The sequence below is a fragment of the Microbispora sp. ATCC PTA-5024 genome (assembly GCF_000511135.2).
Classification (GTDB): Bacteria; Actinomycetota; Actinomycetes; order Streptosporangiales; family Streptosporangiaceae; genus Microbispora; species Microbispora corallina.
This window is the reverse complement of the sequence record NZ_KI866525.1, coordinates 76,906-98,872: the sequence shown is the minus strand read 5'-3', so window position 1 is coordinate 98,872 and position 21,967 is coordinate 76,906. Positions and strand designations below refer to the sequence as shown.

Genomic DNA, 21,967 nt, shown 5'->3' with positions numbered 1-21,967 from the left:
CCCGCCGCCGTCCGCGGCGGGCGTCAGCGGAGGCGGCGCAGGAAGAGCGAGGGAGGCTGCGGGGCGGGCGCGAGCCGTACGCGGGCGTCCACCGCGACCACGCCGCCGGGCGTGACGATGACGGGATTGAGGTCGAGCTCGGCGATCTCGGGCAGGTCGTCCATGAGGCGGCCGACGCGGATGATCTGGTTCTCCAGCGCGGGCACGTCGGCCTCCGGCCGTCCCCGGTAGCCGTGCAGGAGCGGCGCGCAGCGGAGCTCCGCGATCATCCGCCCGGCTTCGGCCCGGTCGATGGGCGGCACCCGGAAGGCGCGGTCGGCGAGCAGCTCGGTCGTGACGCCGCCCCAGCCCACCATGATCAGCGGCCCGAACGCCTGGTGCGCCACGCCTCCGAGAATGATCTCGACGCCCTCGGCGGCCATGGCCTGCACGATCGCGCCCTTCATGGCGGAGCCGATGCGTGCGGCCATCTCGCGGTAGGCCTGCCGGACCTGCTCCGGGGTCTGCAGGCCGGTCCGGACGCCGCCGACATCGCTCTTGTGCACCAGGGCGGGGCCGGTGGCCTTCAGCACGGCGGGCAGGCCGACGAGCGCGGCGGCCTCGGCGGCGGTCTCGGGCCCGTCGGCGCTGACGGATTCGGCGACGTGGACTCCGTACGCCGACAGCAGGCGGGCGGCGGTCGGGTCGTCGAGCCAGCGCCCGCCCGGGTGGGCGGCGAGGTCCGCCTCGATGATCCGCCGGGCCGCCGTGAGATCGACACCCGGCAGGTCCTCGGGCGGGGTCACCGGCCGGGCGCGCCAGGCGGCGTGCTCGGCGGCCCGGGCGAGGGCGTGCACGGCCTGCTCGGGAAAGGCGTAGCCGGGCACCCTGCCGTCGATGAGGTCGTCGTGCCCGGCGACACAGGCGACCAGGGGCTTGGCCGCGCCTCTGGTCGCGTCCGCGACGGCCTGCCGGGTCGCGTCCAGGCCCGAGCCGAACGGCGGGGTGTAGACGATCAGTACGGCGTCGACGCCCGGGTCGGCCAGGACCGTCTCGATGGCGGAGGCGAAGTCGCCCGCGTCGCCGTCGGCGGTGAGGTCGACCGGGTTGCCGACGGCCGCGGCCGGGCGGAGCCGGGCGCGGAGCGCCTCGTGGGTGGCGGGGGACAGTTCGGGGACGACCAGGCCGAGCCGTTCGCACGCGTCCGCCGTCATCGCCTGCGGGCCTCCGGAGTTGCCGACGATCGCCACCCGGCGGCCCGCAGGCAGCGGCTGGAAGGCGAGCAGCCGCGCGGTGTCGAGCAGGTCCTGCACGGTGTCCTCACGGATGACGCCGCAGGCCCGCAGCAGCACGTCCACGGCGACATCGGGGGTCGCCGCGGCGGCGGTGTGCGATCGGACCGCCCGGTCGCCCGAGGCGCTGCGCCCGCTCTTCACCACGACGATCGGCTTACGGGCGCCGATCCTGCACGCGATGCGGCCGAACCTGCGCGGGTTGCCCAACGACTCCAGGTACATGCCGATGACCCGGGTGGCCGGGTCGTCCTCCCAGTATTCGAGCAGGTCGTTGCCGCTCACATCGGCCTTGTTCCCGACCGAGGCGAAGGAGGAGACGCCGAGGCCGAGCAGTCCGGCCCGCTCGATCACGGCGGCGGCGACCGCGCCCGACTGCGACATCAGGCCCAGCGGGCCCGCGGGGGGCCGTCCGGGCAGGAACCCGGCGTTCAACGGCACGGCCGTGTTCACGACTCCCAGGCAGTTGGGCCCGACCAGGCGCATGCCCGCGTCGCGGCAGACGCGCAGCAGCTCCCGCTCCGTCTCGCCGCCTCCCGCCTCGGCGAACCCGGCGGTGAGGACGACCAGGGCACGCACCTGATGGCGGGCGCAGTCGCGGGCGACGCCGAGCACGGCCGCGGCCGGGGTGGCGATCACGGCCAGCTCCGCGGGACCGGGCAGCGAGGCGACATCGGGGTAGGCGGGCAGGCCGTACACCTCGGCGGCGCGGGGGTTGACGGGATAGACAGGCCCGGGGAAGCCGCTGTCGACCAGGTTGCGCAGCACGCGGTGCCCGATTCGGCGGGGGTCACGGCTGGCGCCGACGACGGCGACCGAACCCGGTGTGAACACGTGGGCGAGTGAGCTGCGCTCCGCCTCGTGCGCCCGGGCCTCGATCTCCGCCAGCAGGTGCGCGGTGGGGTGCGGGACGACGCGAAGCTCGACGCAGCCGTCCTCGTACCGCCGCGTCACGGGCAGGCCCAGATCCTCGACGACTCGCAGCATCCGCCGGTTGTCCGCCAGGACGAAGGCCACGAGCTCGGTCACGCCGTGCTCGGCCGCGTCGACCACGATGTGCTCCAGCAGCAGCGTGCCCAGGCCGTGGCCGTGCACCTCGTCGTCCAGCAGGATCCCCAGCTCGGCCTCCGGCCTGTCCGGGCCGGGGATGTACTCCGCCACGCCGACCAGCCGGCCGCCGACCGACGCGACCAGCGCGTGCCCCCGGTAGCCGGGGCCCGTGGCGCGGTCCACGCAGGCGTGGGCCGTCGCGGCGCCTCCGGTGAAGAACCGCAGGTACGCCGAACGCTCCGAGGACCGGTCGATCAGCTCGTGCAGGGCTTCCCGGTCGGACGGGCGCAGCGGGCGGATGTGCGCCACCCCGCCGTCACGCAGCAGGACGTCGCACTCGTCGGCAACGGTTCGCGTCATGATTCGCGCGTCCGGCGACGGTGTAGCCGTCCCCGGAGTCCTCCTCTCCTCATGGTGGGACCCCCGGTCCCGGCGGCTCACCCTCGGCCCGTCGTTCGGGCAGGGGGAACACGTGGCTGTCGCCGCGCCGGAGCCGGGCGTGGTGCCCGTGCACGGCGACGTCCAGCGCGGGCGGACCGTCGTCGGCCCGGGTGATCCGCACCCTGGTGGGATCGGCGTCGATGCAGAGTTCCGCGTCCCGGTAGCGGACGCAGAGCGACAGCGTCGTGAGGTGCTGGGGGAGCACCGGGTTCAGATGCAGGCCGTCGGGCCTGGCCTCCAGATCGAGGTAGCAGCGCTGGACCAGGTCCAGCGTGCCGGCCATGGCGCCCAGGTGGATGCCTTCGGCGGTGGTCCCTCCCTGGACGTCGGTGAGGTCGCCGGTGAGCGTCTCGGTGAAGAACTGCCATGATCCCGCCCGGTCCGTGCGGGCGAGCACCCAGGCGTGCACCACGGCGCTCAGCGTCGAGCCGTGGCAGGTGCGGGAGAGGTAGTGGCGGACGGTGCGGCGGATCACGCCCGGCGGGGGCGGGTAGCCCAGCCGGTCCAGGATCCGCCTGAGCTCCCGGGCTGTGAGCAGGTAGAACAGCATGAGCACGTCGGCCTGCTTGGACACCTGGTAACGGTTGGGACTGTCATCCTCGGCCTCCAGCGCCCGGTCCAGCCGCCGGACGTGCCGATAACGGCTCCAGTCCAGCTCCGCCAGGCGCTCGTAGCCGGTGAACTGGCTGATGACCTCGTCGTGGAAGTCCACGCGCATGCGCCGGGCGATCTCCTCCCAGCGCTCGGTCTCCACATCCGTCAGGCCGAGACCGCGGCACAGATCCTCCCGCGCGCGCCGCGGCACCAGGTCGAGCGCCTCACGGGTGCGCAACAGCAGCCAGACGGTCATGATGTTGGTGTAGGCGTTGTTGTCCAGGCCGGGAGCCGGCGCGCCGGGATAGGCGTCGTGGTACTCGTCCGGCCCCATCACCCCCTGGATCTCGTAGCGGCCCGACGCGGGGTTGAGACGTGCCAGCGAGGCGAAGAAACGGGCGATCTCGACCAGCAGACGAACACCCGTCCCGGCCAGGAACTCCATGTCTCCGGTGACGGCGTAGTGCTGCCACGCGTTGTAGGCGATCGCCAGCCCGACGTGGCGCTGGAGATGCGAATGGTCGGGTGTCCAACGCCCTGAGCGGGGGTTGAGGTGGAACCGCTGGGTCTCGTCTCGCCCGTCGCTGCCGCTCTGCCAGGGGAACATCGCACCGCACAGGCCCGCGGCGCGGGCGGCGGCGCGGGCCTCCGGCAGCCGCCGCAGACGGTACCGCAGCACCCCGCGGGCGATCTCCGGGAACCGCAGGGTCAGCCAGGGAAGCACGAAGAGCTCGTCCCAGAACACGTGCCCGCGGTACGCCTCACCGTGCAGGCCTCGCGCCGGCACGCCCACGTCGAGGTCGGCGGTGTGCGGCGACAGCGTCTGCAGCACGTGGAAGGTGTTCAGGCGGACGTCCCGCTGGATGCGCGCGCCCGTCACCTCCAGGCGGGCTCTTTCCCACAGGTCGTGCCAGGCGATCTCGTGCCGCTCCAGCAGCTCGGCGAAGCCCGGCGCGAGCTCGGCCCGGCGTGACGCCGCCGAGGACGCGTCGGCGATGGCGAGATCGCGCGACGTGGTGAGCGCGACGATCTTGTTGATCCCGGCCGGACGGCCGCGTTCGAGCCCCAGCGTCCGCGTCTCCGCGATGAGGTCGTCGTGCCGCTCGAGCTCGGGCGGCTCCGCGACGTCCGGGGAGACGTCGAGGCGCGCGGCCAGCACGATCTCGACGCCCGACGAGCGCGTCCGGGCGCGGAGCCAGGTCAGGTCTCCCCGGGTCCCGGTCGCGTGGCGTGTCAGGTGGTCGCCGCGCAGGTCGCGGTACCGGGCAACCCCTTCGTTGGTCACGCGCCCGTCGAGGGCGGAGCGCACGCGGAGCGGACCGGACCAGTTCTCGGCGGTGAACGTCGTCTCCAGGGCGGCCAGGTAGGGGTCGGCCATGGAGACCAGGCGGCGCTGCCGGACCGACGTGATGCGGCCCTCGGCGTCCCGGTAGCGGATCAGCCGGTGCAGGACGCCGTGGCGCATGTCCAGCTCCTGCCGGTACCGGAGCAGGCCGGCCGTGCCGGCGAGGAACCACTCGGAGCCGGGCGTCGCGAAGGTCAGGGGCAGCCAGTTCGGCAGGTTGACCATGTCCTCATTGGTCAGTTCCTGACCGGCGACCTTCGAGGTGAGCCGGTCGTAACAGCCCGCGACGTACGTGCCCGGGTAGTGGACCCCGTCGGCGACGGCCTCGGGCGCCGCTCCCCGTGTGGCGAAGCGGCCGTTGCCGAGCGTGCACAGCGCCTCTCGCAGTCCCTCTCGCTCGGGATCGAACCCCTCGTACACCAGCGACCACGGATCCACCGCCGCTCCCTCCGGGCCCGTGCGGCACGGTGCGACGGGCACCGCCCGCCGCACCGTGGGAGTACCCGGAAGCGTCGCCGGCCTCGGCAAAGAGAGTCCCATCTCGCGATTACGGCACCGGTCCGCATGCTCGGACTCCCGGCCGGCGGACGCGACTTTCAGGCTCGGCGATCTGCAAGCCGGGGGCCGAAGCGGGGCATCACCTCCAATGGGGGTGAGCGATGGCGCGGTTACGCGACTTCCTCGAACGGTTCCGCCCAGGGGGGGTTCCGGGCGCCGCCGCGCCGATCGCGGTCCCGGCCGACTACGCGTCAGACCGGGCCGCCGAACTGGAGGCGGTCTTCTCGGCGCTCGAAGAGGTGCGGTCGAGGTGCGCCGCCGAGCGGCTTCGCGCGGGGCACGACGCGGAGGAGACGCGTGCCCGCGCCCGCGTCCGGGCGGCCGCCATCGTCTCCGCCGCACGGCGGGAAGCGGAGGCGGAGCGGGCGGCAGCCGCCGCCGCCGTACGGCGAGAGGCCGACGAGGAGAGCGAGGCTCTGCTGCGGGAGGCCGCGCGCACGGCCGCGGACGTCCGGCGACACGCCGCCGGCCGCATGCCGGGGATGGTCGCACGCGTCGTGGCGGAGGTGCGGTCGCTGGCCGGTGAGGTGCCGTGACCGCCGCGTGGGTGTCCGGCTCGACCCGGGCGCGGGCCCTGGTACGCCGCGGGCTCGGGCTCCGGCGGGCCCGGGAGCTCGCCTCCTGCGGCTCGGCGGCCGAGGCCGTCGCCGCCCTGGCACGAACCTCCTACGGGCACGATGTGCGGCCCGGCCAGAGCCTGCCCGCGGCCCAATGGGCCGTTCTCGCCACTCTCCTGTGGCACCTGCGCGTTCTCGCCGGCTGGCTCCCCACCGAGGGGGCGCAGATGGTCCGCGTCCTGGCGCGGTGGTTCGAGATCGCCAATGTGGACGAGTTGATGTGCCGTTTCGCCGGTCGCCCTTGCGATCCCGAGTTGGTTCTCGGCTCCCTGCACACGGCGTGGCCGCGGTTGCGGAACTGCGCGTCGCGGGCAGAGGTCCGGGCGACCCTGATCGCCTCTCCCTGGGGCGATCCCGGCGGTTCCACCCGGCGCGACATCCAGCTGGGCATGCGCCTGGCCTGGGCGGCGCGCCTCGCCGACGCCCTTCCGCCCCCCGCCCGGGTGTGGGTGAGGGGTGCGACGGCGCTGCTCGTGGCCCGTGAACGGTTCGCCCAGGGCCGTGAGCTCCCGGCCGGGGCGCGTGGCCGCTGCCGGTCCCTGCTGGGGGCCGGCGCCGCGGCGGCGACGTCGATCGCGGACATGTCGCGACGCCTGCCGCCGAGCGCCCGCTGGGCTCTGCGGGACGTCGGCGATCCCGCGTCGTTGTGGACCGCCGAGCGGCGCTGGTGGAATCGGGTGGAGGACGACGGCCACGCCCTGCTGGCCGGATCCGGCTTCTCGGCGGACCCCGTGGTGGGGGCCCTCGCCGTGCTCGCCGCCGATGCCCGGCGCGTGCGCGCCGCGTTGGAACTCGCGGCGCGTGGAGGTGCCGGCGATGCGCTCGACTGACCGGTCTCATCGGACGACCTGGCGTGAGGCCCTGCGGCCCGTGCGGATGGAGCGGGTCGCGATCGTCGCGCCCGCGCGCTCCGCTGCCGGCGTGCTGGCACTGGTGGGCGAGGCGGGAGCGGTCGAACTGTCCACTGCGCCGGACGCGCCGCTGGAGGCCGTGTCGGAGTCGGCCGTGGTCCGCGACGACGTCGCGGCGCTGGCCGGCTGGATGCCCGCGGCTCAGGTCGCGGAGCTGTCGGCCCGGCTGGCGCCTCACGGCGGGGCGGTCGTCCCGATCTCCAGGCCACGGGGCGTCGAGGCGCCGTCCCTGCTGAGATCGGGCGGGCTTCGCGGGTCCATGTCCTCCCTCGTCGCTACGTACGGGATCGTGCCGTACCGGGATGTCGACCCCACCCCGCTCGCAGCCGCCGCCTACGTGGTGATGTTCGGCATGATGTTCGGCGACGCCGGGCACGGGCTGCTGCTGCTCGGCGCCGGGGCGGGGCTGCGTCACGGGCGTCCGGAGCGGCTGGCCCGGTATCGCCGGGCCTGGCCGTTCGTCGTCGGCGCGGGACTGACGAGCGTGTGCTTCGGCCTGCTCTACGGGGAGTTCTTCGGGCCGACGGGAGTCGTCCCCGTGTTCTGGCTGGAGCCGCTCGCGCAGCCCGGACGGCTCCTGCTCGCCGCCCTCGGGATGGGCGCCCTGCTGCTCGGCGCCGCCCATCTGCTCGGCGTCGTCAACCGGTGGCGCGAAGGAGGCTGGCCGGTCGCGCTCTACTCGCCGGCGGGGATCGCCGGCGCGGCCGTGTTCGCCGGATCCGGGCTGGTGCTCGCCGGGTGGTATGCCGGGCTGGACGTCCTCACCGTGACCGGCGGCCTGGTCGCGGCCGCGGGGCTCGCGCTGGCCTTCGCCGGTTTCCTGGCCGAGGCGGGCGGCGGCGCGGGCGCGACCGCCCAGGCGGCCATGCGGCTCTTCGACGTGGTCGTACGGCTGGGCGCGAACCTCGTGTCGTTCGCCCGGCTGGCCGCGTTCGGCCTCACCCACGCGGCCATCGGCGCCCTCGTCTGGACGGGCGCCGCCACGCTGTGGCCGGCCAGGCCCGCCGCCGCGGCGCTGATCTTCATCGTGGGCAACGCGCTCGCGCTCACGATCGAGGGGCTCGTGGTCGCCGTCCAGGCCCTGCGCCTGGAGTACTACGAGCTGTTCTCCCGGCTCTTCCAGGCCGAGGGGCGCCCGTTCCGTCCCTGGCACCTTCCACCGACATCCAGGGAGGCAAGGTCATGTCCGTCTGGATCCGACGAGGCCTGTACGCCGTGAACACCCTGATCGCGCTCGCCGCCCTCACCGTTCTCGTCTCGGCTCTCACCATCGGCGCCACGGCGGCGGACGCCGGGGGGCCCGCGCACGCGCAGGCCGCGGCGGCGCCGAGCGGAACGGCGCTGCTCGGCGCCGCTATCGCCGTGGCAGGCTCGGCGATCGGCGCGGGGTTCGCGGTCGCGTACACGGGCGCGGCCGCACTCGCCGCGATGAGCGAACGCCCCGAACTGTTCGGCCGGGCCATCGTCATCGTCGGCCTGGCCGAGGGCATCGCGATCTACGGGCTCGTCGTCGGCGTCATCCTCATCCAACGGGCGTGACCGGCCGTGGGCACCGTGGCGGTCATCGGGGAGGTCGTGCGCGTGGCCGGTTTCGGCCCGGCGGGCGCTCTCGTTCTTCCGGCCGAGGACGCGGAGGCGGTCCGCGAGGCATGGCGGAGCCTCGGACCGGACGTGCTCGTGGTGGTCCTCACCCCGCGGGCGGCCGGCTTCATCGTGGACGCGGCTCCCGGGGACGCGGCCGGCGGGCCGCTGACGGTGGTGATGCCGGCATGACCGAGATCCGGAACGCGCTGGCGCCGGTGGCCGACGCCCTTCTCCGGCAGGCGCGGCGGGAGGCGGACGAGATTCTCGCCGAGGCCGGGCGCGACGCCGCCCGGACGATCGACGCCGCACGGCTTACGGCGCAGGAGATGATCGCCGACGCCCGGGCGCACGGCCTGGCGGAGGCGAGGGCGCAGGCGGCAGCCGTACGCGCCCGGGCCCGCCGGCAGGCCCGCGGGGTGGAACTGGCCGCCCGGCGGGAGGCCCTGGAGGAGCTGCGCGGACGTGCGCTGACGGCGGTCCGGGGGCTTCGGGACGACCCCTGCTACCCCCGATTGGTCAAACGGCTGGGAGAACTGGCCCGCGAGTCGGGCGGCGACGACCTGGTGGTGCGGGAGCACCCCGACGGTGGCGTCGTGGCCGAGGGACGAGGCCGCCGGGTCGACTGCTCCCTCGACGCGCTCGCCGCTCGCGCCGTCGACCGGCTGGGAGCGGAGGTGGAACGGCTGTGGGCACCGTGACAAGGGTCAACGGCCCTCTGGTCGAGGTCGAGGGGCTGGCCGGCGCGGCGATGTTCGAGATGGTCGGCCTCGGACACCGCCGCCTGCCCGGTGAGATCGTCTCCCTGCGGGGTGAACGGGCGACCGTCCAGGCCTACGAGCACACCGGCGGGCTGGCCCCCGGCCACCCGGCGGAGCGCCGGGGCGTGCCGCTGTCCGCCCGGCTGGGACCCCACCTGCTCGGCGGGGTGTTCGACGGGCTGCTCCGCCCCCTCAGCGGTGGAGGGATGTGGCTGGATCCCGCCGCGCCCCCACGCGCCCACGCCGCCCGCTCATGGCGGTTCCGCCCCCTCGTGGAGGAGGGACGCACGGCGGCGCGGGGCACGGCCGTCGGGTGCGTCGAGAGCGGAGCCGCACCGCCCTACCTGCTGCTTTCGCCCGGTGGCGAGGTCACGTCGATAAGGGGAGCCGGTCTCTGCCCGGCCGGGGCCACGGTCGCGGTCATCGGCGGCGCGCAGGTCACGATGGAACGCGAGCAGCCGGTGCGGCGGGCCCTGCCGTACTCCGCGCGCCTCGACACGATCACGCCCCTCACGACCGGCCAGCGGGTCATCGACCTGCTGTTCCCGGTCACCCTGGGCGGAACCGTGGCCGTCCCCGGCGGCTTCGGCACCGGCAAGACCGTCCTTCTCCAGCAGATCGCGAAGTGGTGCGACGCGGACGTGGTGGTGTACGTCGGCTGCGGGGAGCGCGGCAACGAGATGGCCGACGTCGTCGCCGAGCTCGGCCGGTTGACTGACCCGCGCACCGGCGGCCGCCTCGCCGACCGCACCGTGGTTATCGCGAACACCTCGAACATGCCGATGATGGCCCGCGAGGCCAGTGTGTACACCGGCGTCACGGTCGCCGAGCACTTCCGTGACATGGGCTACGACGCCGTGGTCATCGCGGACTCGACCTCACGGTGGGCGGAGGCGCTGCGGGAGCTCGGCTCCCGCAGCGGTGCGCTGCCGGCGGAGGAGGGCTACCCGGCCGACCTCGCCTCCGCTCTCGCGGCCTTCTACGAGAGGGCGGGACGCGTCACCACGCTCGGGGGCGCCGTCGGGTCGGTGACGATCATCGGCGCGGTCTCCCCTCCAGGAGGCGACATGACGGAACCGGTCACCACGCACACCCAGCGGTTCGTCCGCTCCCTGTGGGCGCTCGACCGCGATCTGGCCTACGCGCGCCACTATCCCGCGGTGTCCTGGGCCGGGTCCTTCGCGCGCGACGCGGACGCCGCGATGGCGGGGATCCCCGGCGGCGCGGAGCGACGTGCCCGCGTCGGCGCCCTCCTGCGGGAGGCCGATCGCCTGACCGCGCTGGCCGAGCTGGTCGGAACCGGAGCGCTCCCCGCCCACGAGCGCGTCGTCCTGCTCGGCGGACGCCTGATCCGCGAGGGATTCCTGCGGCAGAGCGCGCTCAGCCCGCGCGACGCCTTCTGCCGGCCCGAGCGCACCGCCTCGATCGCCGACGCGTTGCTCGCCGTCGTCGACCGCTGCCGGAGCCTCGTCGAACAACGGGTGCCGGTCGCGCGGGTCGAGCGGCAGGACTTCACTCCGGTCCTGCGGGCCAGGGAGATGCCCGACGAAGAGATCGTGGCGCGGCGGGACGCGGTGCTGAACGGTCTGGAGACGTCGAGGTGACCGCCTGGGCCCCGGTGGACCACACCGACGTGGCGGAGCTGCGCGGCCCCCTGATCGTGGTTCGCGGCGCGGAGGGCGTCGGCTGGGACGAGTACGCCTCGATCGAGCTGGAGTCCGGAGAGCGCAGGAACGGTCTCGTCCTGGAGGTGGACCGCGATCTGGCCGTCGTCCAGGTGTTCGAAGGGACCTCGGGAATCCGGGCCGAGGGGACGCGGGTGACCTTCGCGGGCCATCCCATGCGGATCCCGGTCGGGCCGGGCTGGCAGGGCCGGGTCTGCGACGGACGCGGGCGGCCGCTCGACGGAGGCCCCCCGGTCTTCGGCGCGACCGACGTGCCCGTCACCGGCTTCCCCCTCAATCCGACCCTGCGCGAGCCGCCCTCCGAGCCCGTGCTGACGGGGGTCTCCGCGATCGACCTGCTGACCACGCTGGTCCGCGGCCAGAAGATCGCCGTGTTCTCCGTCGGGGGGCTGCCCCACCTGGAGCTGGCCGCCCAGATCGCCGCCCAGGCGGGCACCGGCGGCGCCCCGTTCAGCGTCGTCTTCGCCGCGGTCGGCCTGACCCACGCCGACGCGGCGACCGTACGGGACACCCTGGAGGAACGCTCCGCGGCCGGCGAGCTGACGCTCCTGCTGAATCTCGCCGGCGATCCGGTGGTCGAGCGCGTGCTCACCCCCCGGATCGCGCTGACCGTCGCCGAACACCTCGCTTTCACGCTGGGACGTCACGTCCTGGTGGTGCTGGCCGACATGACGAGCTACTGCGAGGCGCTGCGCGAGGTGTCCGCGGCCCGTGGAGAGATCCCGGCCCGGCGGGCGTACCCGGGCTACCTCTACAGCGATCTCGCCTCCCTGTACGAGCGGTGCGGGCGGGTACGGGGCCGTCCCGGCTCCGTCACCGTCCTGCCGGTGCTCAGCATGCCGGCGGGGGACATCACCCATCCCGTGCCTGATCTCACCGGGTACATCACCGAAGGGCAGATCGTCCTGACCCGGGACGCTCCCGTCTATCCGCACATCGACCCGCTGTCCTCGCTGTCCCGGATGATGCGGGCGGGAGTGGGGCAGGGCCGGACGCGGCCGGAGCACATGGATCTGGCGGCGCAGATCCTGGCCGCCCTGTCCCGCGCCCGCCAGGCCGCGGAACTGGCCGAGATGGTCGGGGAAGGCGCGCTCAGCGACCTCGACCGCCGGTACCTCGCCGCGGCCGACGCGTTCGGACGGCGGCTGCTGGCCCAGCGGCGTGACGAGTCCCGCCCGCTGGAGGAGACCTTCGACCGGGCCTGGCGGGTGGTCTCCGTACTGCCCAGGCAGGAGCTGTCCATGCTGCCTCCGGAGGCCCTCGACGCCGGCTACCGGGAGGAGACGTGACGCTCCGAGTCCCTCCCGGCAGAGCCGGACGGCTGTGGCTGCGCCACCGCCTGGACGTCCTCCGGCGGGGTCTCGCCGTCCTCGATCGCAAGCTCCGCATCCTCCGGAGGGAGCGTGATCGCCTGATGGTCCGTGCCGCACGTGCCGGGGAGGAGTGGGAGGCGGCGTGCCGGGCCGCGGACACCTGGACGCGACGCGTCGCGATGCTCGGCGGTCAGCGTGCGTTCCGGCTCGCCGACGGCGGCCGTCCGGCCGAGGTCCGGGTGGAACGGGTCGACGCCATGGGGATGAGCTACCCGGGCCGGACCGCTTTCCTGCCGCCGGAACCGGACGAGTCCGCGCCGCTTCCGCTCACCGCCGCGCTGGCACCGGCCGTGGACGCCTGCCGCGCCGCGCTGCGCGCCGCCGTCGAGTACGCCGCCGCCAGGGAGGCCGAGCGGATCGTGAGCGCGCAGGAGACGGCGACCGGCCGCCGGATCCACGCGCTCCGCGATCACGTCCTTCCTCGTCTCGAGGCGGCGCTGGCCGCCGTCGAGCTGTCGCTCGACGAGCTGGAGCGGGCCGACGGCGCCCGGGTGCGTAGGGCCGTCGGCAACCGGGGTACGTCACCCTCGCCACCGACGCATTCGTGGGTGACGGGGAACGACGAGCGGGAACGGCCTCAGCCGTCGCCCGGGACGTATCGGGAAGGTCGGGGGTCCACCATGAAAGCGGCAGTAGGGGATCGGCTGGTGGTCGAGCGCCACGGGGACGCGCCGCACCGCATCGGCATCATCACGGCCCTGCACAATCCTGAGGGGTCGCCTCCCTACACGGTGCACTGGCTCGACGAGGAGAGGCACGAGACTCTCGTCTTCCCCGGGCCGGACGCGCACATCGAGCACCGTCACGAAAGCCGGCGCGAGGGTCAGTGAGCCCCTTCGTCCGGCGTATTCGACGCTGAGCAGCGGGGACATGCATTCAGCACTCCGGTGAAGGGCTTCAGGGGCGGGGGCGCTACAGATGAGGCCGTGGGCACAGGTCAAGGAGACGCACGCAGGCGTGGTGATCCTCCTGGGGGATCGCGCTTTCAAGCTGAAGAAGCCGGTGGACCTGGGCTTCTTGGACTTCACCACGCTGGAGGCCCGGAGGAAGGTCTGTCACGAGGAGGTGCGGCTCAACCGCAGGCTGGCGCCGGACGTCTACGAGGGGGTGGCCGACCTCGTCGGGCCGGACGGGCAGGTCTGCGAGCACCTCGTCGTGATGCGGCGCATGCCCGACGAATGCCGCCTGTCCGCGATGGTCCGCGCCGGCGAACCCGTGGAGGCGCCCCTTCGCCAGGTGGCCCGGATGGTCGCGAGCATGCACACCCGATCCCCGCACACTCCGCGGATCGACGAGCAGGGGAGCGGGAAGGCGCTGCGCTCCCGCTGGGTCGCGAGCTTCAACGAGGTCCGGGCACTTCCCGACCCCGTCCTCGGCGCCGGGATCCTCGGCGAGATCGAACGGCTCACGCTGCGCTTCATCGACGGCCGCGAACCCCTCTTCGCCGGTCGCGTCGCCGATTGCCGCATCGTGGACGGACACGGCGACCTGCTCGCCGACGACATCTTCTGCCTGGACAGCGGGCCGCAGATCCTCGACTGCCTGGAGTTCGACGACCGGCTCCGCTTCCTCGACGGCCTCGACGACGCGGCGTTCCTCGCCATGGACCTGGAGCGCCTGGAAGCCCCGCGGCTCGCCGAGCTGTTCCTGCACTACTACGCCGAGTTCTCCGGCGATCCCGCCTCGCCGTCGCTGTGGCATCACTACGTCGCCTACCGCGCCTTCGTCCGCACCAAGGTCGCCTGCCTCCGCCACGGCCAGGGAGAATTCGGCTGCGCGCGGGAGGCGCATCGCCTGGCAGAGTTGACGCTCCACCACCTGCAGGCGGGCGCGATCACCCTGGTTCTCGTCGGCGGGACGCCGGCGACCGGCAAGTCGACCCTGGGTGCCGCCATCGCCGACCGGCTCGGTTACACGCTGCTGCGCAGCGACCGCGTCCGCAAGGAGCTCGCCGGCATCCCGCCCCGGCAACCCGCGCCCGCCCCCTTCGGCGAAGGCATCTACTGCGCGGACCTGACCGAGCGGACCTACGCCGAGCTGCTGTCCAGAGCCGAAAGGCTCCTCGGCCACGGCGAGCCGGTCATCATCGACGCCTCGTGGACGGACGCCGCACACCGCGCCGCCGCCGAACAGCTGGCCCGGCGCACCTCCAGTGACCTCATAGCGCTGCGCTGCTCCGCGCCGCCGTCCGTCATCGCCGAGCGCCTCGCGCGACGTACGAGCGGAGTGTCGATATCCGACGCCGACCAGGCGGTCGCCGCTGTCATGACCGCGAAGGCCGCGCCGTGGCCCGACGCGACGCGGGTCGACACCGGGGCGTCCCCGGAAGGGGCACTGGAGCAGGCGCTCGCGGTGATCCATGCCCGCCACGCCGGAACGGCCCGGCGGTTCCGGCGCCCCCGGATGGAACCGGGCTGACCCCGTCAAGGGGGACAGCACGTCCAGCGGACTGCTCACCGGCTGTACGAGCGCCGTATGGTCGCGGGTTGCGTTCGCCGCGGCATGAACGTCACGGCGACCATCAGTTTGTTCGTCCGGAAGCTGCCGCCGGACCGCGGCTACCTCGCCACGCCCGGACTGGAGGGCTGCCGACTTTCCTGGAGGGTTTCCGCCTCACCGGCTCCGAGCTGGATCACCTCGGCGGTCCTGGACGGCACTGGCCCGACCTCCCGGGCGCGAAGTAGAACTCCTGCGCTGTGGCGACCGGTTGTCATCTCATTCTCGTGTGAACGACGCGGGTCACGCGCCTGTCGCTTATCCACGCCTGAGGCGTCCAATGAGTGGCTACAAAGCCCTCCCTTGACCTCCAACGAGCCTCGCGCTATACGTGCTTTAAGCGTGAGTCTGCAAAGCCTCAGCCTGAAGATCAATGTGGTGCCGTTGGCATCCAAAGGCTGAGTTCGGGTTCCAGCCTGTGGCGCATCGGGATCAGAAAGCTAGTTGACGAATCCTTCATATGAGAGGTGTCGCCATGCATGAAGTATCCCGGGAAGAAGGAGCTTCTCCTGACGTGCATGGCGCACAGCACGCTCTCGCAAACACTGAGCGGGAGTGGGAGACCGCCGGACTCATGCCTGCGGACCTTGAGCGCATCGTTGCCCGGCAACGGGAATGGGCGGAGGCAAGGAGGCTCATGGCCGATGCGGCCGCCGATCCATGTTCCGATGTGCCGCCTGGCGTGGCCCGATGGGATAGTGACAACGGGTGGTGCGTATCAGAGGGCTTTGCGATCATGGGTGTAGCCGTCGCAATTGGGGGTCTGGTCTGGCTGCTGTTCGAGTTGCTCAAGACGGCGTGGGCCGTTGGCTGGAATATGTTTCCCTCCATGCCCGGTGGTGACGGCGACCTCATTCAGCTGACTGAAGAACCCGGGCTGGCCGGCTACCTCACCGTCACAATGATCACGGAGTGTCCCGGCGGCAACATAAGGTGGTGGAAGGCCGCCGAGGTCTACAACTCGTCGGGTCAAGAGGTGGGGCCTAGGTATGGCGCTTGGGTCAAAGATGACGAACATGTGCGGACTGTTCATATTCCGAATGGCACTCCTGACGAGATGAAGGGCTGGTTCCTGGTTCTGAAGAAGGCGAAAGCGTTCGGTGTGCACACCTCGATGTACTCGATTTTCGACCTTTCCTCCAAGGCGGACCGCCACATCACCTTCACCTGGCAGAAGGATGCTCCCGGCCAGTGAGATTTCTTCACCTGCCCTCCTGGAAACCGCTCATGGTGCCGGTCGTGGAACTGTGGAGGGATGGACTGTCGAGGACGCGGGCGCGCTCCTGTATCCGGAGATGAGCCCAAACCAGTCCCCTTGCTTCTCGCTTGGCGGCGGTTCCCGGTTCGGGACAGTCAGTGGCGGACCACGATCACGGGTGCGCGCGAGTGGTGGAGGACGGCGTGGGCAGTGGCTCCCAGGCCCAGGAGAGCGGCCGCCCCGGTGCGCGCGCCGACGATGACCAGGTCGGTCTCGGCCGAGGCCTGGATCAGGGCCTTCGCCGGGTGCGCGCACACCACGCGCTGCGTGAGCGCCACGTCGGGGAAGTCCTCCCGCCGGCCCGCGATGCTCTCCGCGAGCAGGCGTGCCTCCTCCGCCCCGACACTCTCCACGTCGGCGTGGACGACCGGGTGCGTGCCCCCGGGTGCCGCCGCGGCCGGATGGGTCCAGGCGTGAACGGCGCGCAGGGTGGCGTGCCGCAGAGCGGCCTCGCGGAAGGCGAAGTCCAGGACGGATTCCTGGTCGGGATGTCCGGTGACGCCGACGGTGATCTCACCGCGGACGCCGTCGGCGGCCTGCCGGACGACGGCCACCGGGCAGGGAGCCCGGGCCGTGACGTAGCGGCTCACCGAGCCCAGCAGCAGCTCGGCGAAACCGCCCCGGCCGCGGTTCCCCACGACCAGCAGTTGGGCGTCCTCAGCGGCGGCGACCAGTGCCTCCCCGGTCGCGCCCTGGACGATCTGAGTGGAGACCTCCAGGTATGGCATGCCCGCTCGCGCTCGGATGATCGCCTGGTGAAGCATGTCGTCCACCGCGGCCTCGGCGTCGGCGTCCCAGCTCGCGGGTTGCGGGACCAGAGGCACGTGGTACGGCCAGCGGAGCGCGGCGTACACGATCCGCAGCGGGGCGCCGCGGAGAGAGGCCTCATCCCCGGCCCAGGCCGCGGCCTGGAGCGAGGATGTCGATCCGTCGACGCCGACGACGATCGGCTCTGCCATGGCCGCCACCTCACAAGTCGATCGGATCGGGCGATGGTGCTCTTATGGCTGTTGTGCCCTCCGGTGCCACGCGTGCACTCATCGCGAGGCTGCGGGCGCGTCAGGGCACACCCCGTCGGGCGGCATGGCGACGGATGAGGGCCCCGGCGTAGTTCGTCCGCTCCCCAGACGATGAACGGGTAGGGGAGCAGGAGGAGCAGGTCGGCGGGACGGGGCGGGGCGGTGCCCAGGATGCCCTGGAACGGCGGGAAGTAGACGAAGCCTGGCGCGCGGCAGCATCGGGCCGCGGATCACCCCTTCGGATCGGGGGCGTGGCGGTCGTTCCGGTGCTGCCCTTCAGCCCCGGTGGGCGCGCCGGGGCCGCGTCTCGGCTGTTTCCCCTGGAAAGTGGGTACGGATGGGCGCAGGACACTCGGTCCCTGTGCCAAGGGGAGGGGTCACTCGGGGGCGTGCGGTGGCCCAACAGGAGCGTCCAGGGGGTGGGCGTCATGTTCCTTGATCGCCACGACGCGGGGGTGCGCCTCGCCGAGGAGATGCGCGGGCGGGCCGGGACCGGGGACGCGGTCGTCCTGGGGCTGCCCAGGGGCGGCGTGCCGGTGGCGTACGAGGTGGCCGAGGCCCTCGGGGCGCCGCTGGACGTGATCGTGGTGCGCAAGCTCGGGGTGCCGTACCAGCCGGAACTGGGGTTCGGCGCCGTCGGCGAAGGCGGGGTGAGCGTCGTCAACCGCGAGATCGTACGGCTGGCGAACCTTGGGGAGACCGAGATGTCCGCTGTGGAGGAGCGTGAACGGGCCGAGGTCGAGCGCCGGGCGCGCCGGTTCCGCGGCGACCGCCCGCCGGTCGATCTGGCGGGCCGCACGGTGATCGTGGTGGATGACGGGATAGCCACCGGGGGAACGGCTCGTGCCGCCTGCCAGGTCGCACGCGCGCGGGGCGCGTCCCGGGTGGTGCTGGCCGTGCCCGTGGGAGCGCGGAAGACGGTCGACAGCCTCGGTGTGGAGGCCGATGAGGTGGTCTGTCTGGAGATGCCCGACCACTTCTACGCGATCGGCCTCTGGTATCGCGATTTCTCCCAGACGACGGACGGGCAGGTCATGGAGTTGCTGCGGCGGGCCGCGTCCCGGCGCGGGCATGACGGCGTCACGGCGGGATCGAACCCGGCCACGTTCATCGAGGAGGTCGAGGTCGACGCCGGGCTGGTCCGGCTGGCCGGCCGGCTGGTCGTCCCTGCGAGGGCGGCCGGTGTCGTGGTGTTCGTCCACGGCAGCGGCAGCAGCCGGCACAGTCCGCGCAACCGGTACGTCGCGACCGTGCTCAACCACGCGGGTTTGGGGACGCTGCTGTTCGATCTGCTCACCGCCCAGGAGGAGATCGACCGCGGCAACGTGTTCGACATCGGACTGCTGGCCGGAAGGCTCGTTCGCGTAATCGGCTGGCTGCGCGGCCAGCCGCCGGCGGCGGGGCTGCCCGTGGGCTGTTTCGGCGCCAGCACCGGAGCCGCGGCCGCGCTGTGGGCGGCCGCGGAACCCGGCATCGAGATCGCCGCCGTCGTGTCCCGCGGCGGCCGGCCGGATCTGGCCGAGCCGCGCCTCGCTGCGGTCCGCGCCCCGACCCTGCTGATCGTGGGTGGCCGCGACGACGTGGTGCTCGGCCTCAACAGGGCGGCTCAGGAGCGGTTGCGCTGCGAGAGCTCACTCCAGGTCGTCCCCGGCGCGACGCACCTGTTCGAGGAGCCCGGAGCGCTCGAGAGAGTCGCCGACCTCGCCTGCGACTGGTTCACCGGCCACTTCGCGCGGCCTGCCGGATGAACGCCGTGCCGGAGCGGCGGCTCGGCGCGAGGGGGGGAGATCGCGATGATCTGGGAACCCATCCGGAAAACCGGACAGGAGGTGGCGCGGGCCAATCTGACGGACTACGAGCGTGAGCGGCGGGGCTTCTCCTGGCAGGCGGCGCGGCGCGCGCTGTCCGGCCTGCCGGAGGGCCGGGGGCTGAACATCGCCTACGAGGCCGTGGACCGCCATGTGGACACCGCGCGGCGCGATCACGTGGCGCTGCGGTGCGTCGGCAGGGACGACACGGTCACCGAGATGACCTACGAGGATCTCCGCCTCGCCACCAACCGCTTCGCCAACGTGCTTCGCGGCAGTGGGGTGGGCAAGGGCGAACGGGTGTTCACGCTGCTCGGCAGGGTGCCTGATCTCTATGTCGCCGTGCTGGGGACGCTGAAGAACCTGAGCGTGCTGTGCCCCTTGTTCTCCGCCTTCGGCCCGGAACCGATCCGCGAGCGGCTGCGTCTCGGCGACGGGCGCGTCCTGGTGACCACCCCGGAGCTCTACTCCCGGAAGGTCGCCCCGATCCGGGAGTCGCTGCCGGGCCTGAAGCACGTGCTGGTCACCGGCGACGCTCCTCCGCCCGCGGGCGCCCTGTCCCTGCGGGAGTTGACGGCAGGCGCGTCGGCGGAGTTCGTGATCCACCCGACGGATCCCGAGGACATGGCGCTGCTCCATTTCACCAGTGGGACGACCGGCACCCCGAAGGGCGCCGTGCACGTGCACGAGGCCGTGCTCGCGCACCACGTCACCGCCGTCTACGCTCTTGACCTGCGCTCCTCCGACGTCTTCTGGTGCACCGCCGACCCCGGCTGGGTCACCGGCATGTCGTACGGCGTGATCGCGCCGCTCAGCCTGGGGGCCACTCTCGTGACGGACGCGGGTGAGTTCGACTCGCGGCGCTGGTGCCGGGTTCTCCAGGATCAGCAGGTCACCGTCTGGTACACCGCCCCAACGGCGTTGCGGATGCTGATGCGGCACGGCGACGCCCTTCCGGGCGAGTACGACCTGTCCCGGCTGCGATTCGTCGCCAGCGTGGGGGAGCCGCTGAACGCGGAGGCGGTCGTGTGGGGGCCGCGTGCGCTCGGCCTGCCGATCCACGACAACTGGTGGCAGACGGAGACCGGCGCCATCATGATCGGCAACCTCGCCGCGACGGACATCAAGCCGGGGTCCATGGGGCGTCCGCTTCCCGGGGTCGAGGCGGCGGTGCTGGAAAGGGGCGCGGACGGGCGGGCCCGCGTCGTCGACGGCCGGGTACGGGAGATGGACGAGCCCGGCGTCGAGGGGGAGCTCGCGCTCCGCCCCGGCTGGCCGTCGATGTTCCGCGCGTACCTCGGTGACCCGGAGCGGTACCGTCAGGCGTTCGCCGGGGGGTGGTACCTGACCGGTGACATCGTCCGAAGGGACGAGGACGGCTACTTCTGGTTCGTCGCGAGGTCCGACGACGTGATCAAGTCGGCCGGGCATCTCGTCGGGCCGTTCGAGGTGGAAAGCGTGCTGATGGAGCACCCGGCGGTGGCGGAGGCCGGCGTGATCGGCAAACCCGACCCCCTGGCCGGCGAACTGGTGAAGGCCTTCGTCACGCTCAACACCGGCTTCGAACCCACCGAGAGGCTCCGGCTTGAGCTGATCGCTTTCGGCAGGCGCCGTCTCGGCGCGGTCGCGCCGCGGGAACTCTCCTTCGACCAGAACCTCCCGCACACGCGCAGCGGCAAGGTCATGCGCCGCCTGCTCAGGGCAAGGGAGTCCGGCCTCCCGGAGGGCGACGTCTCAACCCTCGAGCGCCACGCCGGTACCGTGCCCTGACAGCCGGCCGCTCACGGCCCGGCGTGTGCGGCGAGGAAGCCCGCTCCGCCGGCGATGGTGGCGAAGGCCGGGTAGTCGTCCTCCTCGATACGGCACCCGCTGTATTCGCTCAGCGTCTGCACGAAGGTGAGGAAGTCGAGCGAGTCCAGTTCGAGCGCGTCGCGGATGTCGGCGTCCCGCGGCAGCACCGCCGGGTCGGCGTCCGGCGCCACCTGGCTCAGCGCGGCGGCGATGAGCTCCTGAGCCCGCTGCGGCGTCACAGCGTCTCCGGCCGGCTGAGCAGCCGGTCGACGATGGTGAGGAATCGCCCGCCGGTGTAGCCGTCGGTCGCCCGGTGGTCGGCCGCCAGAGTGACGGTCACGAGTGGCCGGACACCCAGCAGCCCCCCGACGGCCCACGGGCGGTCGAGGATCTTTCCGAAGCCCACCAGGGCGACCTGTGGCGGATAGATGACTCCGTGCACGGCCTCGACTCCCTGGTCACCGAGGTTGGTGACGGTGATGGTCGCCTCGGTCATCTCGGCGCCGCGCAGCCGGCCCGTGCGCGCCCGGGTGACCAGGTCCTTCAACGCGTTCATCAGATCCTCGATCTCGCGATGCGCCGCGTCGTGCAGGGCCGGAGCGATCAGGCCCCCGCCTTTCAGCGAGATCGCCACCCCCAGATGCACGGCCTCACCGGGAACGAAGGCGTCGTCGGTCCAGAAGCCGTTCAACTGCGGCACTTCGCCGGCGGCGCGGGCGGCCGCCTTGAGGAACAGGGCTGCCGGGAGCAGCCGATGTGACACGGGCAGATCCCGGTTACGCTCGCGCAGCCAGGCGAGCGCGCCGCCGAGGTCCACCGTCGTGCTCAGGTAGTAGTGCGGGATCTCGCGTTTCGACTTGGCCATCGCTCTCGCTATCGCCTGGCGCATCGCCTCCCGCCGGCGTTCCAGGTCAGGGCTCGGTACGGCTCGCGCCGCCGCGGGCGGGCGTGCGGCCGCCCGCTCCGTCTCCTCGCGCGGCCGGGGTCCGGCTTCCTCGCGCGGCCGGGGTCCGGCTTCCTCGCGCGGCTGGGCTCCGGCGGCCCGTCCGGCCTCCCTCCGCACGTCCTGGGCGCGGATCGCACCGGCGAGTCCCGTGCCGCGGACACCGGAGAGGTCGACGCCGAGCTCCCCGGCGATCCTGCGGGCCAGCGGCGAGACCCTGACCTTCGACAAGGGCACCGCGTGTTCGACGTCCGCACGAGTCACCCGCCCGCCCGGACCCGTCCCGTGTATCCGGGAGACGTCCACTCCGCGCCGGCCGGCGAGATGCCGTACCAGGGGGGTGGCGGCCGGCGGCTGGGCGGGCGGCGGACCCGGCGCCGGCATGCGACTCGGCGGCGGCCGTCGCCGGCGCGCCCGTCTCCCCTGGGGCGGGGAGGGCGCCGCCTCGGGAGACACGGCTTCGGC

The 21,967-nt window shown here is 72.9% G+C and carries 18 protein-coding genes; 13 read left to right on the top strand and 5 right to left on the bottom strand.

Annotated features, from left to right (window positions below; genetic code table 11):
- Window positions 1-23: 23 nt before the first annotated feature.
- Window positions 24-2,681, bottom strand: coding sequence for a bifunctional acetate--CoA ligase family protein/GNAT family N-acetyltransferase (locus MPTA5024_RS26490; RefSeq protein ID WP_036329683.1), 2,658 nt, complete (start codon window positions 2,679-2,681; stop codon window positions 24-26).
- Between the two features lie 49 nt (window positions 2,682-2,730).
- On the bottom strand, window positions 2,731-5,139 hold the full coding sequence (locus MPTA5024_RS26485; protein ID WP_036329680.1) for a glycoside hydrolase family 65 protein: 2,409 nt from the start codon (window positions 5,137-5,139) through the stop codon (window positions 2,731-2,733).
- Between the two features lie 221 nt (window positions 5,140-5,360).
- On the opposite strand from MPTA5024_RS26485, the gene MPTA5024_RS26480 reads away from it, so the two are divergent.
- The 11 genes from MPTA5024_RS26480 (at window position 5,361) to MPTA5024_RS26430 (ending at window position 15,878) form a co-directional block, all read left to right on the top strand.
- Window positions 5,361-5,795 (top strand): hypothetical protein, encoded by a 435-nt coding sequence (locus tag MPTA5024_RS26480; protein WP_036329678.1) that lies wholly within the window; start codon window positions 5,361-5,363, stop codon window positions 5,793-5,795.
- A complete protein-coding gene (locus MPTA5024_RS26475; RefSeq protein WP_036329676.1) occupies window positions 5,792-6,706 on the top strand; it encodes a hypothetical protein in 915 nt (304 codons plus the stop codon). Before MPTA5024_RS26480 ends, MPTA5024_RS26475 begins: the two co-directional genes overlap by 4 nt.
- A complete protein-coding gene (locus MPTA5024_RS26470; protein ID WP_036330750.1) occupies window positions 6,693-8,006 on the top strand; it encodes a V-type ATPase 116kDa subunit family protein in 1,314 nt (437 codons plus the stop codon). The genes MPTA5024_RS26475 and MPTA5024_RS26470 overlap by 14 nt, the downstream gene beginning before the upstream one ends.
- Complete coding sequence (locus MPTA5024_RS26465; RefSeq protein WP_051458706.1) at window positions 7,970-8,326, top strand: ATP synthase subunit C; 357 nt, start codon at window positions 7,970-7,972, stop codon at window positions 8,324-8,326. The genes MPTA5024_RS26470 and MPTA5024_RS26465 overlap by 37 nt, the downstream gene beginning before the upstream one ends.
- Before the next feature lie 6 nt (window positions 8,327-8,332).
- Entirely contained in the window at window positions 8,333-8,560 is a 228-nt protein-coding gene (locus tag MPTA5024_RS26460) for a hypothetical protein (protein WP_036329674.1), read from the top strand.
- Complete coding sequence (locus tag MPTA5024_RS26455) at window positions 8,557-9,069, top strand: V-type ATP synthase subunit E (protein WP_036329672.1); 513 nt, start codon at window positions 8,557-8,559, stop codon at window positions 9,067-9,069. The genes MPTA5024_RS26460 and MPTA5024_RS26455 overlap by 4 nt, the downstream gene beginning before the upstream one ends.
- Window positions 9,057-10,733, top strand: coding sequence for a V-type ATP synthase subunit A (locus MPTA5024_RS26450; protein ID WP_036329670.1), 1,677 nt, complete (start codon window positions 9,057-9,059; stop codon window positions 10,731-10,733). The genes MPTA5024_RS26455 and MPTA5024_RS26450 overlap by 13 nt, the downstream gene beginning before the upstream one ends.
- Entirely contained in the window at window positions 10,730-12,103 is a 1,374-nt protein-coding gene (locus MPTA5024_RS26445) for a V-type ATP synthase subunit B (RefSeq protein WP_036329668.1), read from the top strand. Before MPTA5024_RS26450 ends, MPTA5024_RS26445 begins: the two co-directional genes overlap by 4 nt.
- Entirely contained in the window at window positions 12,100-13,017 is a 918-nt protein-coding gene (locus MPTA5024_RS40060; protein ID WP_084370029.1) for a V-type ATP synthase subunit D, read from the top strand. The genes MPTA5024_RS26445 and MPTA5024_RS40060 overlap by 4 nt, the downstream gene beginning before the upstream one ends.
- A gap of 127 nt (window positions 13,018-13,144) precedes the next feature.
- Window positions 13,145-14,605, top strand: a complete 1,461-nt coding sequence (locus MPTA5024_RS26435) for a bifunctional aminoglycoside phosphotransferase/ATP-binding protein (RefSeq protein ID WP_232326654.1) — start codon at window positions 13,145-13,147, stop codon at window positions 14,603-14,605.
- Between the two features lie 553 nt (window positions 14,606-15,158).
- Window positions 15,159-15,878: a hypothetical protein gene (locus MPTA5024_RS26430; RefSeq protein ID WP_198167408.1), complete on the top strand. Its 720-nt coding sequence runs from the start codon at window positions 15,159-15,161 to the stop codon at window positions 15,876-15,878.
- Between the two features lie 158 nt (window positions 15,879-16,036).
- Here MPTA5024_RS26430 and MPTA5024_RS26425 read toward each other — a convergent pair whose 3' ends face one another.
- Window positions 16,037-16,900 carry a universal stress protein gene (locus MPTA5024_RS26425; protein ID WP_036329662.1) on the bottom strand — a complete coding sequence of 288 codons (864 nt, stop codon included), beginning with the start codon at window positions 16,898-16,900 and terminating at the stop codon, window positions 16,037-16,039.
- Between the two features lie 488 nt (window positions 16,901-17,388).
- Between MPTA5024_RS26425 and MPTA5024_RS26420 the strand changes: the two genes are divergently transcribed.
- Both MPTA5024_RS26420 and acsA read left to right on the top strand, forming a co-directional pair.
- A complete protein-coding gene (locus MPTA5024_RS26420; RefSeq protein WP_036330746.1) occupies window positions 17,389-18,708 on the top strand; it encodes a phosphoribosyltransferase family protein in 1,320 nt (439 codons plus the stop codon).
- A 45-nt stretch (window positions 18,709-18,753) separates the two neighbouring features.
- Window positions 18,754-20,538 carry an acetate--CoA ligase gene (acsA, locus tag MPTA5024_RS26415; RefSeq protein WP_036329660.1) on the top strand — a complete coding sequence of 595 codons (1,785 nt, stop codon included), beginning with the start codon at window positions 18,754-18,756 and terminating at the stop codon, window positions 20,536-20,538.
- A gap of 11 nt (window positions 20,539-20,549) precedes the next feature.
- Here acsA and MPTA5024_RS26410 read toward each other — a convergent pair whose 3' ends face one another.
- Together MPTA5024_RS26410 and MPTA5024_RS26405 are read right to left on the bottom strand one after the other, a co-directional pair.
- The gene (locus tag MPTA5024_RS26410) at window positions 20,550-20,798 is read right to left on the bottom strand and encodes an acyl carrier protein (protein WP_036329658.1); all 249 of its coding nucleotides are present in this window, start codon (window positions 20,796-20,798) and stop codon (window positions 20,550-20,552) included.
- Entirely contained in the window at window positions 20,795-21,886 is a 1,092-nt protein-coding gene (locus MPTA5024_RS26405; RefSeq protein WP_198167407.1) for a 2-oxo acid dehydrogenase subunit E2, read from the bottom strand. Before MPTA5024_RS26405 ends, MPTA5024_RS26410 begins: the two co-directional genes overlap by 4 nt.
- Window positions 21,887-21,967 lie beyond the last annotated feature (81 nt).